Source organism: Rhodoligotrophos defluvii, from assembly GCF_005281615.1.
Taxonomy (GTDB): Bacteria; Pseudomonadota; Alphaproteobacteria; order Rhizobiales; family Im1; genus Rhodoligotrophos; species Rhodoligotrophos defluvii.
In genome coordinates this window covers 134,873-147,169 of record NZ_SZZM01000008.1, presented here as the reverse complement: position 1 = coordinate 147,169, position 12,297 = coordinate 134,873, and the positions used below count along the sequence as shown (strand labels likewise).

Genomic DNA, 12,297 nt, shown 5'->3' with positions numbered 1-12,297 from the left:
GCTCACCGGGCGCTGGCCGAAAACCCGCGCCCTTGGGACTTGGCCGCGCCCTCGGGCGCGTTTTCTTCGGCAAGCCGCGCAGCGCGGCGCCACAGGGTGGGGTCGCCTTCCTTCAACACCTCGAGCAAGGCTTGCTTCTCACGGCGATACACCGTCCAGAACCCCGGATCGTGCTTTGCAATGGTGCGGGTATTGTCGATCAGATCCGCAAGCTTGATGGTCTTGGCCTCGGGCGGCGCCTTTGCCGTATGCAGCAGGTCGAGGTGCTTCCTTGTCCTGCGGTTGCCGTGCTGCGGCCGGGAAACGTCGGTCAGCCAGTCCACCAGCGCCGCCACCTCCGGCCCGAAGGCCCGCTCGATCTCCTCGATGGTCACCGGCGTGTCCTCGACCACGTCGTGCAGCAGCGCCGCCGCGATCATCGCTTCCGTGTGCGGCACGCTGCGCACGATCTCCGCCACGGCGATAGGATGCACGATGTAAGGCTCGCCCGTATATTTCCGCGTCTGGTTTATGGAGCCGTGCGCGGCAGCTGCAAACTCTAGAGCGCGCTCTTCCAGGCTGCTCATGGCTCCTCCGTCATTGAAGACTAGCTGACCGCGCGTCCAGCGGCACGTTTCACATCCTCGGTTCTCGGCGCGTTCACTTCGCGATAGCGGGCCTCGATGAAGCTATAGGCGCCGAACGCGACCAAGCCCAAGGCAGCCAAGCCGTATAGCCAGATGCCGAACGGCAGCTGATGCACCCAGTCGAGCGCGTCGGTCACGCCTCCGGCCTGCTCGGCATCCACGGCGAAAGCCGCATACACAAAGAAGCCGCCTGCGACTGCGATCAGGACGCCCCGGGCGGCCAGCCCGAAACTGCAGACCGCGCTCAGCAACGCTTCGTGCTGAGCCGGTAGCCTGACCCGCTTTCGATATTGGCCAGAGATGCCGCGCCAGACCTGGACGATGCCGGCAATGATGATGACGACGCCCACGAGTCCCACGAGCCATGGTCCGAAAGGCTGCTGCATCAGCCAGGCCGCGATGCTGTCCTCGCCTTGTGACCCGCCGCCGCTTCCACCGCCGGCGCCCAGCGCGAGGCGACCTGCGAGAAAGGCGAGGAAAGCGTTGATCACTCCGCCCGCCAGGTTGCCTGCACGCGCGAGATAGCCCTTGGCATCGCCATCGTGGCGGTCGGCATTCAACAGCGCCACAGCCAGACGCCACAGCACATGGCCCACAAGGCCGATAGCGACAGCCGCCAGCAGAATGCGGCCGAATGGCTGTCCGAGCAGCGTGGTAAAGGCACCCTCGGAACTCGGCTTTTGCCCACCACCCCAAAACACCGATGAAAGGGCCAGCGCGCCCAGGAGCAAATAAACGACCCCGCGGGCGGCATAACCCCAACGTGCCAGTGCTTCGAATCTGTTGCTCATATCCAGATCTCCGCTACCGGATGAACAACAACCCGGACAGGCGCGGCGTTCCGGCGATGCATGCAGATCGGCACGGGCTGCGCGCGCCCCGGACCACAGCCGATCCGAATTTTTCACACGCCCGGAATAAACCCGGCTGGGTTGCGTTTGAGGGGCCTCGCGGCTGGGCCGCACCTTTTGGAACAGGAGGATGCCTCGATGAAGACGCTTATTGCTGGATTTGCCGTGCTGTTCGCCGGAACCATGCTGTCGCCCCTGCCGGCGTCTGCCGAAGGGCGCATCTCTGCCCCGTCGCCCTATCTCATCCTCGTCGATGATGACGATGACGACGACGATGGCCGCCGGGCCCGGCGCTATTACAAGCGCCAGTATGGTGACGACGACGACCATCGCGAGCGCGGCCGCTACGGCTATCGCTACGGGGACGATGATGACGATGACCGCAGAAAGCGCAGGTGGTACCGGGTCGGCCGCGACGGCGATGATGACGATGACGATTGATCATGGCCGTTGCACCTCAGCATGATCGCGCGCCAGGCCCTCCCCTTCGGGAGGGCTTTTTCTTCAGCCTCCCGAGGCAGCCGGGCTTATCGGGTCGCCAGTCGTTCCATCGCAAGGGGGTAGCTGCACGAGGCCCCATCCGAAAGTGTCGTCACGTCCTTCGGGCCCCAGGTCGCGAGCGCGCGCGGCAAGGCGCTTCTCGAGCTCTGCCGGCGCCAAGCCTGGATTTCCCCTGCGCTCCAACACCAACGCCGCCGTCACGAACGGCACGGCATAGGACGTGCCGGACCGCAGCCGACCGCCGGAGATGGACGCCGCCGTCCATAGCCTCACGCCAGGCGCGGCGAAGTCCACGTAACTGCCCCTGTTGGCCTGCCGGTAGACGGCGCCGCGCCGATCCACCGCCGTGACCGCGATGGCGTCGTCATAAGCGGCGGGATAGAGCGGCTTGGCGAACCGCCCGCCATTCCCGGCCGCGGCAGCCACCGGGATGCCCCGCTGCACAAGCGCGGCGAGAGCCCGCTCCATTAGCCGGTTTTCGGGGCCGGACAGGCTCATATTCACCACCGCAACCCGTCGCTCGGCCAACAGGTTCATCGCCCGCACCAGATCGAAGGCATCCGCCACGTCTTGGCCTTGGCTGTTGCGATGGAACGCTTCGGCGGCAATCAGGCGTACGCCCGGTAGCAGCCCCGGCGTGCGGCTGTCGGCAGCGCCGGCAAACATGAGCGCAATCGCCGTGCCGTGCATGGCCGATGCCGGCTTCCGGCCCGCGCCGATCACCCCAGCCGTTTCGACCGATCCAGCTGCCAGTGAAGGGTGATCGGGGTTCACCGTGGTGTCGATCATGCCGATGAGCGGCGCTTCCCCAGAGCCGTCGAACGCACATGATTGGCCCTTTGGCCAGCCCGCCATTTCGAATGCGGCGCAGGTGCCTGCCTCGCACAGGAAGTCGTTGGGCCGGTAAAGGCTGTTCAGGTCCAGCAGCGCCTCGGGACTGAGCGCGGCGATCTCGGCCCGCGCCGCCGCGAGGCTGGTCCCAGCCGGCGGCTGCAGCCGTGCCACATCCGCCGCGAGCAGCTCGAGCCGCTCGCTCTGGACCACCGTATAGCCCAAGGCCGCGATTTGCCCGAGAAGCGCAGCATCCGGCACCGCGATCACGAACTCCGGTGCCGGCGTGGGCGCATCGTCGTCATCATCATCGTCATCTGCACCACGACCGATCGCCCGAGGGGAACGCCGGGGCCGGCGCTCGTCGTCATCATCATCATCATCATCCTCGTAGCGATCGTCATCATCGTCGTCGTCATCGTCCGCCAAGGCTTGCGGAAAGCCAAACCCGCCGGGCTCCAGGGATGGCAAGTGGGCCAGGGCGAGGACGGTCACCAGAAACAGAAGCCCGATGCGGCGGTTCATGTGCTGCTCCCATGAATTTCGCCGCCGCAACGGCCGTGGTGCCCCGTTATTCCATCCCCCGGCAAAAAATGTATCGTGCCCGGGAATAAGCCAGAAGCTTTTCCGTTATGGCCCGGGCCGAGCCGGCGGAGAATGAGGGAAAGACGTGGGTGTCGAGGCAAGATACCGGATGGTGGCGCTGCTGCCGCGCCTGCGGGCGTTCGCGCTGGCACTCTCCCGCTCGCGCACTGATGCCGACGATCTCGTTCAGGCGGCGTGCGAGCGCGCGCTTTCCTCCCTGTCCACCTATCGCGAGGGCACCAATTTCGATGCCTGGATGATGCGTATCCTGCGCAATTTGTGGATCGATGGCTATCGCCGGCGCAAGGGCGAAGTGCTGATTGATATCACCGACCCGGTTCATGACCCGGTGGGCCAGGATGGCCGTGTGGCGACCGAGGCGCGCATGGCGCTGAATTCCGTCCGGCAGGCGATCGAGACCCTGCCTGAGGAGCAGCGCGCCGTGCTGGTGCTCGTCTGCGTCGATGGCCTGAGCTATCGCGACGCCGCCCATGTGCTGGATGCGCCGATCGGCACGGTGATGAGCCGGCTCGCCCGCGCCCGCGCATCCCTCGCCAACGCGCTGGAGGGAAATGCCGGCTTGCCCCTAAGGCCAGCCGGGAGGGAGGCTGCCCGATGACCGACAGGAAAGTGACCGACGAGATGCTGATGGCCTTCGTCGATGGCGAGATCGACGCCAGCACCGGGGCCGAGGTGGCAGAGGCCATCCGTAGGGATGCCGAACTCGCCCGCAAGGCCGAAATGTTCGGTCGAACCCGGCAGCTGAGCGCTGGTGCCTATGCCGACGTGCTGTCAGAGCCGGTACCGAACAGGCTTCTCGAGACGGTGCTCGGCGAACAGCCAGCGCCGCAGAACACGCCGAGGTCGCCAGCCCCGCTGCAAGCGGCCCGGTACCAGCGCCGATCCGCACCCGCTTGGAGCCTGCCGCTTGCCGCCTGCATCGCACTCGCCCTCGGGCTGGGCGGCGGCTATGTCCTGCGCGATGACGGTTCGCCAGCATCGCCGCCCGGCTCGACAGCCCTCATCGAGGAGGCGCCCGAGCTTCTCGCAGCCTTGGCAACCCAGCCGAGCGGCGAGGCCCGCCCTATTTCCACGGATGGAGGAGCACAGCGCCTGGTCTCGATCGTCGGCACCTACCGGACCGAAACCGGCCTTTGCCGCTCATTCCTGATCACGACCGGCGGCGGATCGAATGGTGGTGTCCGCGGCCTCGCCTGCAATCGGGGAAGCGGGTATCGCATCGAACTGGCCGTCCGCGCACCGGCCGGGTCTACCGGCACCTTCACACCCGCATCCGACAGCGCCGCAAGCGCCATCGACAGCTATCTCGACGCGCTGCATGCATCCCCCGCTCTCGACCGCCAGCAGGAAGAGGACGCGCTCCAAAATGCAGGCGGCAAATAGCACCGGGCAGGAGAATGTCGGGATTTCTGCTAGCGCCCGGCCGGCTTGAGCCTGCCTCGGCTCGCCTGGCCGCCATCCCGGTTCATCGACCGGTTGCCCATTTCCTCGGATATCCTGCCGGCCGCGTGCAACAGCGCCTCCACCTGCTGCGCAGTCGGCGTCTCCGGGATGAACTGCACGGAATCGGTGAGGGCGATCGAGCCGGCAAAGTTGCCCAGGGCATCGAAGATCGGTGCGGCAAGCGCATTGAGCCCGATCATCGCCTCGTTCGGCGCTGCCGCCCACCGGCGTTTCCGCGTCGCCTCGATTTCCTCCCGCAGCCTGGCCGGGTCGCTGATCGTGTAGGGCGTGATCATGGTCAGGCCCCGCTCGATCACCTGCTCCAGCAGCTGCGGATCGCCGAAGGCCAGGCTCACCTTCCCCTGGGCGCTCGCATGATAGTGCAGCACGGAGCCGGGCTTCACCGCGACTTCGATGTTCGACCGGCTGGGAATGATGAGAATGATCCGGATGCCCTCGCGGTCCGGCTGGCTTATCGCCACTGCATTGCCCAGCTGATCGCGCAGCTCGCGCGCGATCGGCCGGCCCACCGCCGCAAGATCGAAGCTTTCGCTGACCGCCTGCCCCAGGGCGACCAGCCGGGCGCTGACATTGTATCGCTCCGTATCCGGGTCGCGCACGAGATAGCCGGCGCTGACCAGGGTCTGCAGATGGCGGTGGATGCGGCTCTTGGTTGTGCCGAAGGCGCGGGCCAGCTCGGAAACGCCGACGGACGCATGGTGCTGGGCGATATATTCCAGAATGTGGAGCGCAAACTCCACCGCCTGGATGCCGTTGCCCCTCGCTGCTTCCCTGACCGGCCCTGCCATCTGATCCAACCCTGCAGCCTCCGCGTTCTCAGCCGGCAATCATGCTGCATTACGCCGAGCGTATGCCGAGCGCTGCATCACGGCGATGCCTGCATGTCCCATCGGCTATTCGCCCGGCATGGGATACTCATCGCCATTTAACACCCAACCCGATTGCTTGGAGAAGTCCTCGCGCGGCGGCGAGAAAATGTCCACAAGCTGGTTCAGCCCCTGCTCCATGCCGCGCGAGGTATGAATGGCCGGCGGCGGAATGACGATGAGCGACGGCGAGCGCACCAGCGCATGCTGATCCTCGCGCCACGCGTTGAGGTCGGTCGTCCACGGCCAGCGCAGGTGATGGGTGAACGCGCCGTCGAGCGCGAGCGAGCCCTGCTCGAAATCGTCGTGATGGTGGGGCGAGAGCTTGGTGATGTCGCGCGGACCCATCTGAGGGTCGAGCACATTCACCATCAGCGTCGTGCAGCGGAAGATGCGGCCGAACCGGCCGGGCTGGGCCGGCACGTCCAGGCTGTAGCTGCGCACCCGATAACCGCCCTTAGGTTCCGGCCAAGGCTTGAACGGCGGGATGTTGGGATGGGCCTCGGCATAGGATTCCGCATTCGCACAGAGCGCGCACAGGTCGGCCGCTTGCGTCGAGAAGATCCGCACCACCCGGCCGCCCGCGGGGCTCGTCACCCGGCTTGCGCCAGGCGGCACGATGACGAGCGAATACCCCGCGACCTCGTGCCGTTCGCCATTCGCCTCGATGACGCCGCCGCGCTCGCGGTCGGGGAAAATCACCACGTACTCGTCCGGCTGGGCCGTGCGCTCGAGGATGCCGCCGGCCGCGAGCTCCGAATAGGCCACCAGGAAGTTTTGCCCCCGCGTCAGCCAGGTCTTCCCGCTGGCATCCTGCACCTGCGGATCCGTTTCATAGAACAGCCCGAACTCGGCACCGACCAAGCGGGTTGCGGCCGGCGCTTTCGCTGCAGCCGTTAAGGCAGCGCGCGGATCGCTCTTGTCGTACATCGTGCTGTACCTCCCTGGATGTTCTGCAGTGAAGAACGATAACTCTGCATATAGCACGCGCAACTGCCACCTGGTGTCAAGCTGCAATACCGGCAGGTGCGGCCGCCCAATTCGACAGGCAGCTTGACATGCCGCGAATTTCGCGTGAAGCATAAATGATAATATCGTTCTGCACAGAGAAACGAGGGAGGATCTCCATGCCGACACGCCGCCAGGTGCTTGCCTTCTCGGGCGCAGCCGCCGCCGCGACATTCGCCATGCCCCATATCGCTCGCGCCGAACCCATCCGCATGATGCTGTCCCATGCCACGGCGGAGATTCATCCGGGTCACGTGGCCGCGGTCGAGTTCAAGAAAGCCATGGAGCGCCTGCTGCCGGGCGCAACGGAGATCCAGATCTTCCCCAACCGGCAGCTGGGTGACGACAAGCAGAACCTCGAGTCGACCATAGCCGGCACGGTGCAGCTCTCCCTGGCCAGCGGCGTCCTGTTCCCGCTCGTCACCGGCCGCATCGCGCTGGATGCCTACCAGCTGCCCTTCCTCATCCGCGATTACGACCACTTCCAGGAGATGGCGACCAGCGAGGCCGGGCAGGCCCTGCTGGATGACCTCGAGCCCGCCGGGGTCGTCGGCCTGTCCATGGTCGATATCGGCCAGCGCAACTTCCTCAGCCGCACCAAGGTGGTGAAGACGCTGCCGGATTTCGCCGGCCTCAAGACGCGGATCGTGCCGGTGCCGCTGCACCAGCAGATCTGGGAAAAGGTGGGCACGGCCCCGGTCGGCCTCCCCTATGGCGAGGTTTACGGCGCCATGGAAACCGGCGTGCTCGACGCCGTCGAGATCAACATTTCGTCGATCCTGGGCGAGAACCTCTGGGAAATCGGCAAGCACCTCACCCTTACCGGCCACTATCCCTGGCACACCGTTATTTCCGCAAACAAAACCTTCTTCGACGGCCTTCCCCAAGAGGTGCAGCAGGCCATGCGCCAGGCGGGCCGCGAGACCATCGCGCCGACCCTCGCCTATACCAAGAACCAGGATCTCACCGGCCGCGACGATCTCAAGCAGCGCGGAGTCCAGATCTACGAGCTCGAGGACCTCGCAGCCATGCAGGAGCGGGTCGCGCCCATCGTGGACGAATGGAGCGCCAAGTCGCCCCTCATCGCCAATTTCGTGGCGGCTGCCCGCGCCAAGGCTTGAGCGCCGTCTCCATGAACGCAGTTCAAGAGAACGGCACAACAGGCCCGTTCCGCTGGTATATCAGGCTGGTCCGCCTGGTGGCCGGCACCACCATGCTGGCCATCGTCCTCATCGTGCTCGCTCAGGTGGCCGCTCGCTACCTGTTCAATTCCTCCCTCATCTGGGCGGAGGAGTTGTGCCGCTATCTCTTGCTCTGGCAAACCTTTTTCGTAGTTGGCTATGCCTATCAGCGCGGCGAGATGGTCTCGGTGGACTTTCTGCCGAACCTGCTTTCGCCGCGGGGGCGCTTCCTGCTCAGGCTCGTGCTGGCGATTCCGATCCTCATCTTCCTCTGGCTGCTCGCCAGCAGCGGCTATGCCTATTCCCAGCGCTTCACGCACCAGATCATCCCGGCCCTCGATTTCATCTGGAATTCCCTCACCGGCGAGCGCGCCGCCATTCCCATCAGCACGGTCTACATCTCGGTGGCGGTCGGCTGCGTCCTGTTGGGGCTGCACATCATCGCATCGCTCGTCATGGAATATCGCGCCCTCGGGCAGCCCTCTCCCCAGCCGCAGCAACAACAGCATCTGCCCAGGGTCTAGGTTATGGCGAGCTTCTTCGGCATCTTCGCGATCATGCTCGCAACCGGCGTACCCATTGCCCTGGCGCTGGGCGTGGGCGGTGTGGCCTACCTCTATTTCAGCGGCAACGGCATGCTCATGCTCGCCCTGCCGCAAAGGATGATGGCCGGGGTCGACCAGTTCATTCTGCTGACGATACCGCTGTTCATCCTGGCCGGCATGCTGATGAATATCGGCGGCGTCACCGACCGGATCGTGGTCTTTGCCCGCTCGCTGATCGGCCACCGTCCGGGTGGCCTTTCTTCGGTCACGGTTCTGTCGTCCGGATTCTTTGCCGGGATTGCCGGCAGCGCCACCGCCGAGGCTTCGGCCCTGGGCTCGATCCTCATCCCGTCCATGGCCAAGCAGGGCATCCCACCGGCCTATGCGGCAGCCCTGGTGGGGGTAAGCGCCGTCATGGGCGGCATCATTCCACCCAGCATCACCATCATCATCTATGGCGTGCTCTCCGGCACCTCCATCGGCCAGCTGTTCCTGGCCGGCGTCGGCCCCGGTATCCTCATTGCGCTCGGACTGCTGGCTTATGCCTCCTGGCGGGCGCGGCGCGACGGCTTCCCCGTGACCGCGAAGGAAAGCTGGGCGGAACGCGGACGTTCCACCATCCGCACCCTCCCTGCCCTGTTCCTGCCGCTGATCATCCTGGTCGGCATCCGCGCAGGGATCTTCACCGCCACCGAGGCTGCCGGCGTTGCCGTGGCCTATGCCACCATCATCGGCCTGATCTATCGCGACCTCACCTTCGAGCGCATCTGGGGTGCGCTGGTGGCCGCGGCCATCGTCAGCTCGGCCATCCTGTTCATCACCGCCATGGCCAATATCGTCGCCTTCGTCTTCACCCTCGAAGGGGTTCCGGCCGCGATTGCCAAGGGCGTGCTTTCGATCAGCGACAATCCCCTCCTGATCCTCTTGATGCTCAACCTGGTGCTGCTCGTCCTGGGCATGTTCCTGGAGCCGATCTCGATTCTGATCCTCACCATGCCCATTCTGCTGCAATTCCTGAAGCTGATCGGCATGGACCCCGTGCAGTTCGGCATCATGGTCATCCTGAACGCGGTCATCGGCATGGCGACGCCACCGGTCGGCATCCTCCTGTTCATCGTGTGTGCCGTGTCCGGCCAGCCCCTCACCGCCATCATCAAGGAAGCCGTGCCGCTGATCGCCATCTGCATTGTCGTGCTGGCGCTCGTGGCCCTCGTGCCCTCCGCCTCGCTGTTTCTGTCGCACGCGGTTGCGGCTACGGGCTAATGCCCAACTGACAAAGGAGATTTGGAATGAGCTCAGGGTCCGACAGCAAGCCGGGTTTCCGGCAACGGTTCTGCGGGGGAGACCACCTTGTCGGCACCTTCATCAAGACGCCCGCCACCCACCCGGTGGAGATCATCGGCGGGGTGGGCTTCGACTTCGTGATCATCGACGAGGAGCATGCGCCCTGGGACCGCGTCACCATCGATGCGGCGCTGTTGGCGGCGCGTGCCTCCGGCACCGCCGGGCTGGTCCGGGTTGCCGAGCCCACGCCCTCCAAGATCCTGTCCGTGCTGGATGACGGCGCGACCGGCGTCCTGGTGCCGCATGTGAGCTCGCCGGCAAAGGCGCGCGAGGTCGCTGCCGCCTGTCGCTATCGCGGGGGAAAGCGCGGCTTCTCCAACACCACCCGTGCCGGCCGTTTCGGCGCCGTCGGCATGTGGGACCACGTGGCTGCGGCTGATCGGGACGTCACGCTGATCGCCATGATCGAGGACCCGGAGGCGCTGGACGAGATCGATGCCATCGTCGCCACCGAGGGGCTGGACGGCGTCTTCGTCGGCCGCGGCGATCTGAGCGTGGCGCTTCAGGCAAGCGGCATGGATGCGCCCGAGATCGTCGGCGCCTGCGAGAAGATCATCGCCGCCGCCAAGGGCGTGAACAAGCCGGTGGCCATGATGGTGGCCAATGCCGATGAGGCGCGCCGGTTCCGCGCCATGGGCGTCTCCGCCTTCATCGTTTCGTCCGACCAAGGCTTCATGCGTCAGGCCGCCCTCAAGGCCTATTCCGACATCGCCGCCGTCGGCGCGCGCTAGTTCCGCCGCGCCGGCCAGATCTCCCCATTTGGAGTTTAACAGCCATGGCTGACATGACCACACAATATCCCACCATCGTCCCGCTTCCCGAGATGAGCCCGCAGCGCAGGCAGGAGGTGGCCGAGCTGCTGGTCGGCGCGGTCGACCTGCACTGCCACTCGGGACCGGCCGCCATGCCCCGCATCCTCGGGCATCACCAAGCCTTCAAGGAGGCGCTCGAAGCCCGCTTCAAGGCGCTCCTCTACAAGGATCACTATTACCTCGGCACCCCTCATTGCGCGGTTTTGAAAGACATCTACCCCGACGCGGATATCGAGCTCTTCTCAGGGATCGCACTCAACAATGCCTCGGGTGGCGTCAACCCGCACGCGGTGGATCATGCCATCAAGCTCGGCGCCAAGATCGTGTGGATGCCGACCTTCGCGGCCAAGAACCACATCGAGGCCTACCAGGCCAAGAGCTTCCCTAAGACCGCCAAGCCCATGCTGCCACCCATCCCGCTCACGGTGCTTGATGCCAATGGCAGGCTGATCGACGAGGCCAAGCAGGTGCTCGACCTGATCGCGGCCGACGACATCATCCTCGCCGGCGGCCACCTGCATGTGAGCGAGCTGTTCGTGCTGTTCGACGAGGCGGTGAAACGGGGCGTCAAGAAGATGCTGGTCAACCACCCCACCTATATCATCGGCTGCTCCAACGAGGATATCCGCGGCCTCGTCCGCATGGGCGCCTACATGGAGCACTCCATCTGCATGTTCGTGCCGAGCCGCGCCAAGCAGCACGACCCGCAGGATCTGCTGCATCTGATCGAGGTGGCCGGCGCTGACCACACCATCCTCGGGTCGGATCTCGGGCTCACCCAGGCGCCGAAGCCGGTCGACGGCTTCCGCATGATCGTCTCCGACCTGCTCGACCTGCAGGTGCCGCATAGCGTGATCAAGCAGATCACCTCCACCAATGCCGCGCGCCTCCTGGGGCTTCCGGCCTGAGGAGTCCCAGCCATGAATGTTCTCATCGTCTATGCCCATCCGGAACCGAGCTCGTTCTCGGCGGCGCTGCGCGACCGGGCGGCTGAGGCTCTGCGCGCTTCGGGTCACGAGGTCGCCATCTCCGACCTCTATGCGGAAGGGTTCAACCCGGTGGCCGGCCGCCACGACTTCCATTCCGTGGCCGATCCCGATCGCTTCCATTATCAGAGCGAGCAGGCCCATGCGGCGCGTGAGCAGGCCTTCAGCCCCGAACTCGTGCGCGAGCAGCGGCGGGTGGCCGCGGCCGATTTCCTGATCCTGCAATATCCGCTGTGGTGGGGCGCCCCGCCGGCCATCCTCAAGGGCTGGTTCGAGCGCGTCCTCGCCTATGGCTTTGCCTATGTGGACGGGCACCGTTTCGACACCGGCCTGTTCAAAGGCCGCCGTGCGATGCTGTCGGTGACCACCGGCGGTACCACCGAGCGCTTCGGTCCGACCGGCGTCTATGGCGAGATCGACCGGGTGCTATGGCCCGTGCAGCGGCTGACGCTGCAGTATATGGGCTACGAGGTGGAGGAACCGTTCGTCGCCTATGGCACCCCGCGCGTGGGCGACGAGGGCCGCGCCGCCTATCTCGATGCCTTCGCGGCACGCGTGCTGGCTGCCGCGGCCAAGCCCGTGGACCGCTCGCGCAGGGTGGACAATCCCTTGGACCTGGTGCCCGCCGACGCCTGGGCCCAGCAGCGCTAGCATAAGCAGACCATCCCAAGGCAAC

General features: G+C 65.6%; 14 protein-coding genes. 9 read left to right on the top strand and 5 right to left on the bottom strand.

Annotated elements, in window-relative coordinates:
- Positions 1-2: 2 nt before the first annotated feature.
- Entirely contained in the window at positions 3-566 is a 564-nt protein-coding gene (locus E4P09_RS24375; protein ID WP_137392258.1) for an HD domain-containing protein, read from the bottom strand.
- Between the two features lie 20 nt (positions 567-586).
- The gene (locus E4P09_RS24370) at positions 587-1,417 is read right to left on the bottom strand and encodes a DUF1206 domain-containing protein (RefSeq protein ID WP_239025355.1); all 831 of its coding nucleotides are present in this window, start codon (positions 1,415-1,417) and stop codon (positions 587-589) included.
- A gap of 198 nt (positions 1,418-1,615) precedes the next feature.
- On the opposite strand from E4P09_RS24370, the gene E4P09_RS24365 reads away from it, so the two are divergent.
- Complete coding sequence (locus E4P09_RS24365; protein ID WP_137392257.1) at positions 1,616-1,918, top strand: hypothetical protein; 303 nt, start codon at positions 1,616-1,618, stop codon at positions 1,916-1,918.
- A gap of 63 nt (positions 1,919-1,981) precedes the next feature.
- On the opposite strand, the gene E4P09_RS24360 is transcribed toward E4P09_RS24365, so the two are convergent.
- Positions 1,982-3,334 (bottom strand): S8 family serine peptidase, encoded by a 1,353-nt coding sequence (locus E4P09_RS24360; protein WP_137392256.1) that lies wholly within the window; start codon positions 3,332-3,334, stop codon positions 1,982-1,984.
- Between the two features lie 169 nt (positions 3,335-3,503).
- On the opposite strand from E4P09_RS24360, the gene E4P09_RS24355 reads away from it, so the two are divergent.
- A complete protein-coding gene (locus E4P09_RS24355) occupies positions 3,504-4,013 on the top strand; it encodes a sigma-70 family RNA polymerase sigma factor (RefSeq protein WP_137392345.1) in 510 nt (169 codons plus the stop codon).
- Complete coding sequence (locus E4P09_RS24350; RefSeq protein WP_137392255.1) at positions 4,010-4,798, top strand: anti-sigma factor family protein; 789 nt, start codon at positions 4,010-4,012, stop codon at positions 4,796-4,798. Before E4P09_RS24355 ends, E4P09_RS24350 begins: the two co-directional genes overlap by 4 nt.
- Before the next feature lie 29 nt (positions 4,799-4,827).
- On the opposite strand, the gene E4P09_RS24345 is transcribed toward E4P09_RS24350, so the two are convergent.
- Together E4P09_RS24345 and E4P09_RS24340 are read right to left on the bottom strand one after the other, a co-directional pair.
- On the bottom strand, positions 4,828-5,667 hold the full coding sequence (locus tag E4P09_RS24345) for an IclR family transcriptional regulator (RefSeq protein ID WP_239025359.1): 840 nt from the start codon (positions 5,665-5,667) through the stop codon (positions 4,828-4,830).
- Positions 5,668-5,772: 105 nt separating this feature from the next.
- Positions 5,773-6,675, bottom strand: a complete 903-nt coding sequence (locus E4P09_RS24340; protein WP_137392253.1) for a cupin domain-containing protein — start codon at positions 6,673-6,675, stop codon at positions 5,773-5,775.
- A 197-nt stretch (positions 6,676-6,872) separates the two neighbouring features.
- Here E4P09_RS24340 and E4P09_RS24335 point away from each other — a divergent pair, with 197 nt between their 5' ends.
- Genes E4P09_RS24335 through E4P09_RS24310 form a run of 6 tightly spaced genes read left to right on the top strand, consistent with a single transcriptional unit; the run spans position 6,873 to position 12,272 of the window.
- Positions 6,873-7,874, top strand: coding sequence for a TRAP transporter substrate-binding protein (locus tag E4P09_RS24335; protein WP_170984622.1), 1,002 nt, complete (start codon positions 6,873-6,875; stop codon positions 7,872-7,874).
- An 11-nt stretch (positions 7,875-7,885) separates the two neighbouring features.
- Positions 7,886-8,458, top strand: coding sequence for a TRAP transporter small permease (locus E4P09_RS24330; protein ID WP_170984621.1), 573 nt, complete (start codon positions 7,886-7,888; stop codon positions 8,456-8,458).
- Positions 8,459-8,461: 3 nt separating this feature from the next.
- Positions 8,462-9,742: a TRAP transporter large permease gene (locus E4P09_RS24325; protein ID WP_137392250.1), complete on the top strand. Its 1,281-nt coding sequence runs from the start codon at positions 8,462-8,464 to the stop codon at positions 9,740-9,742.
- A 26-nt stretch (positions 9,743-9,768) separates the two neighbouring features.
- Positions 9,769-10,554, top strand: a complete 786-nt coding sequence (locus tag E4P09_RS24320; protein WP_137392249.1) for an HpcH/HpaI aldolase family protein — start codon at positions 9,769-9,771, stop codon at positions 10,552-10,554.
- 44 nt (positions 10,555-10,598) lie between these two features.
- A complete protein-coding gene (locus E4P09_RS24315; RefSeq protein ID WP_239025354.1) occupies positions 10,599-11,543 on the top strand; it encodes a DUF6282 family protein in 945 nt (314 codons plus the stop codon).
- Between the two features lie 12 nt (positions 11,544-11,555).
- Positions 11,556-12,272: an NAD(P)H-dependent oxidoreductase gene (locus E4P09_RS24310; protein ID WP_137392248.1), complete on the top strand. Its 717-nt coding sequence runs from the start codon at positions 11,556-11,558 to the stop codon at positions 12,270-12,272.
- Positions 12,273-12,297 lie beyond the last annotated feature (25 nt).

Bases quoted from the DNA above. Each gene is read 5' to 3' on its own strand.
- E4P09_RS24330 (WP_170984621.1), top strand. From the start codon at position 7,886: ATGAACGCAGTTCAAGAGAACGGCACAACAGGCCCGTTCCGCTGGTAT.
- E4P09_RS24335 (WP_170984622.1), top strand. From the start codon at position 6,873: ATGCCGACACGCCGCCAGGTGCTTGCCTTCTCGGGCGCAGCCGCCGCC.
- E4P09_RS24365 (WP_137392257.1), top strand. From the start codon at position 1,616: ATGAAGACGCTTATTGCTGGATTTGCCGTGCTGTTCGCCGGAACCATG.
- E4P09_RS24370 (WP_239025355.1), bottom strand. From the start codon at position 1,417: ATGAGCAACAGATTCGAAGCACTGGCACGTTGGGGTTATGCCGCCCGC.
- E4P09_RS24340 (WP_137392253.1), bottom strand. From the start codon at position 6,675: ATGTACGACAAGAGCGATCCGCGCGCTGCCTTAACGGCTGCAGCGAAA.
- E4P09_RS24310 (WP_137392248.1), top strand. From the start codon at position 11,556: ATGAATGTTCTCATCGTCTATGCCCATCCGGAACCGAGCTCGTTCTCG.
- E4P09_RS24320 (WP_137392249.1), top strand. From the start codon at position 9,769: ATGAGCTCAGGGTCCGACAGCAAGCCGGGTTTCCGGCAACGGTTCTGC.
- E4P09_RS24315 (WP_239025354.1), top strand. From the start codon at position 10,599: ATGGCTGACATGACCACACAATATCCCACCATCGTCCCGCTTCCCGAG.
- E4P09_RS24375 (WP_137392258.1), bottom strand. From the start codon at position 566: ATGAGCAGCCTGGAAGAGCGCGCTCTAGAGTTTGCAGCTGCCGCGCAC.
- E4P09_RS24350 (WP_137392255.1), top strand. From the start codon at position 4,010: ATGACCGACAGGAAAGTGACCGACGAGATGCTGATGGCCTTCGTCGAT.
- E4P09_RS24325 (WP_137392250.1), top strand. From the start codon at position 8,462: ATGGCGAGCTTCTTCGGCATCTTCGCGATCATGCTCGCAACCGGCGTA.
- E4P09_RS24345 (WP_239025359.1), bottom strand. From the start codon at position 5,667: ATGGCAGGGCCGGTCAGGGAAGCAGCGAGGGGCAACGGCATCCAGGCG.
- E4P09_RS24355 (WP_137392345.1), top strand. From the start codon at position 3,504: ATGGTGGCGCTGCTGCCGCGCCTGCGGGCGTTCGCGCTGGCACTCTCC.
- E4P09_RS24360 (WP_137392256.1), bottom strand. From the start codon at position 3,334: ATGAACCGCCGCATCGGGCTTCTGTTTCTGGTGACCGTCCTCGCCCTG.